Raw genomic sequence first — 2,714 nt, forward strand, 5'->3', positions numbered from 1 at the left:
GGAGGTAAGTTATCCCCTTGCCCTTCACTGAAAGACTGATACAGCGAGAAGAACTCCTTCGCCAACACTTCCATTGACCAGCCATCAGACGCAATATGGTGCATATTAAACAGCAGCACGCCTTGGGCATTGCCAGTCTCGACATAACGYACTCTCAGCATCAAATCCTGTGCTAGGTCAAACTCTTGCTCTAGCTCAGCTTGAATATATTCAGCGATAGCAGTGGTTAATTCTGTTCCTTTAAGGTGGGATAAGCTCACCTGTTTAATATTAAAAAGTGCGTCATCGAAGTCAGTGATACGTTGATATGTACGACCATTTTCATGGTAATAAACGGTTCTGAGTACCTCATGGCGCTTTAGTATGGTTCGAAATACTCGCTCCAATAACGATAAGTTTAATTCGCCTGACACAGTAAATATTGCTGGTAAATTGTACTCTGCTGAGCCGTTATTCAGTTTATCTATAAACCACAACCGCTCCTGTGCTGAACTCAGCACTAGAGGTTCTGTTGCCGTACGTTTACCTATCTGAATATCTGGTTGGGACTGCGCGGCAGTAATCTTTTTGAGAAGCGCGATTATATCGAGCTTACTCTCTATCAGTGACGCCTTTAACTTTGCATCTAGCGCGCCTTTCGGTGCTTTTAACTTGAGCTCATCACCATCAATCCAGAGTTTGATCTGCTTTTCCTGCACGGTGTTCATTAATGCCAATAGACTCATAGCGCGATCTCCTCACTTTCACCTTGTGGTGCCTGATCAAGTGATGTTTGCTTTTGCCCACAGGCCACTTGAATAAGATTTGCAAGTTCTGCTAAATCCCGAGTTTCAAACATCATTTGTAAGCTGAGAGAAAGCTCAAACTGCTTATTAATCTGCGCATGAAGCTGGGTTGCCAGTAATGAATGACCGCCTAACTCAAAGAAGTTGGCATTGATCCCAATATGCTGTTCATCTAGGTCTAAAAGTGCAGCACATAGGCTTACCAGCGTACGCTCAACCTCACTCTTAGGGGCAACATATTTGGACGTGGCAGGCTCGCTCAGCATCAGTGCTTTGAGTTGGTTTTGATCCACTTGCTGCTGTTGTGTTAGCGGTAACTGCGCCAGCGCCTTGTAATACGTTGGCTGTGTATATTCAGGTAAAATGGATTTTACATAGTGCTTGAGTTCATCAATATCGAGCGCACTTGCCGACTCTTTTACCGTATAAAATGCACACAGTTCTGCTTTATTGATCGTGCCTGCTAAAATCACGGCACTAGATGTAATACTGGGATGACTCAACAAACACTCGGCAACATCTGTGGTATTAATTCGGTGTCCTTTAAAGTAGTGAACGTCACCTACTTTACCGATGAAATCAATAGAGCCGTCTGATAACCAACGCGCCCAACAACCTGTTTTAACTAATGTCTGTGCAGCTTTAAACGGGTTACTTATACTGTCCTGAGTCGCAGTGTTGGTACCATCTGTCGATAGCCATAACTCTCCTGGTACACCAACAGGCTGTAATTGTAGATAGGCATTTAAAATGTAGGCATTATGCGGCTCTCGCTCAGCTAACGCATGCCCTACCAATAACTCGTTATATGCACGCTTGGTGTCAGAAAACGCCATCAGCTGTTGTTGCTCTGTGTCGCTTAAATAATCCAGCCTCCCTATCGGCTCCGCTGGTGTCTGGCACACCGCCTCTGTCAATGCCACAAAGTGTCTCATTAAGGCCGTTATCGTATCGTGCTTAAATAGCGCCGTGCTATATTCTACCGCGCCACTCAGTGCTCCTTCGTCCTCCACAAACTCTAACGTTAAGTCAAACTTACTCACCTCTGTTGCCAGTGACCACTCTCTCAAACGGTACATCTTGATGCTCGTATCCTTCCAAGCAGGTTGCTTTTACTTTGTCCAATACCGCGATAAAACTATCTTGCCCTTGGATTTCATCTCTCAGTGCCAAGGTATTGACAAACATGCCCACTAAACCATGGGTTTCTGCATATTGTCTATTCGCCACTGGCGTGCCGACACAAATGTCTTCTTGTCCCGTGTAACGGTGTAGCAGTACTTTAAATACCGCCATCAACGCCATAAATAGCGTGCCGCCTTGCTGCTCTGCTAAGCCCTTTAATGCTTGAGTCTGCTCCGCTGTTAAACTGAATGTTGCGCTCGCTCCTGTGAACATCGCTTCCACCGGCCGCGCATAGTCGGTCACTAACGCCAGTTGCTCTGCATGTCCTGCTAGCTTCTGTCGCCAATATCCTAGCTGCTGCTCCATTACTCCCTGTGTTTCTAATAACTGGCGCTGCCACACTGCGTAGTCTGCGTATGTGATTGGTAAGGCTTCTAGCTCTGCCTGCTTGCCTTCTGCTTGTGCTGCTAAACACTGTCCTAATTCTTTTACTAGCACTTCTACTGACCAGCCATCACTGATGATATGGTGCATGTTCAGCAATAMAATRTGCTCTTCCTCTGCAAGCTTTACTACGCGTACCTTAAATAATGGCCCCTGTGCTAAATCAAAGGGAGTCGCGGCTTCTTTATGGCACCATTGCGATGCTTTACTGTTGCGCATTTCTTGATTGTCATAGTGACTCACGTCATACAACTCAAAGTCTAGTACCACTTGCTCTTGTACTTGCTGAACAGCTTTTCCTTCTACACTTGGGAAAGTCGTACGTAAACTGGCGTGCCTTGCAACTAACTGCTCAAGTGC

At 45.8% G+C, this 2,714-nt stretch carries 3 protein-coding genes; all 3 read right to left on the minus strand.

Annotation, left to right across the window (positions count from 1 at the left end; translation table 11 throughout):
• A partial coding sequence (locus EAG18_RS21930; protein WP_275557369.1) for a condensation domain-containing protein occupies nucleotides 1–725 on the minus strand: 725 nt, incomplete at its 3' end.
• Nucleotides 722–1,864, minus strand: a complete 1,143-nt coding sequence (locus tag EAG18_RS21935) for a phosphopantetheine-binding protein (RefSeq protein ID WP_125254465.1) — start codon at nucleotides 1,862–1,864, stop codon at nucleotides 722–724. The genes EAG18_RS21935 and EAG18_RS21930, both read right to left, overlap by 4 nt.
• A partial coding sequence (locus tag EAG18_RS21940) for a condensation domain-containing protein (protein WP_275557370.1) occupies nucleotides 1,821–2,714 on the minus strand: 894 nt, incomplete at its 5' end. The genes EAG18_RS21935 and EAG18_RS21940, both read right to left, overlap by 44 nt.

The organism is Pseudoalteromonas sp. J010 (assembly GCF_003934235.1).
Lineage (GTDB): Bacteria > Pseudomonadota > Gammaproteobacteria > Enterobacterales > Alteromonadaceae > Pseudoalteromonas > Pseudoalteromonas peptidolytica.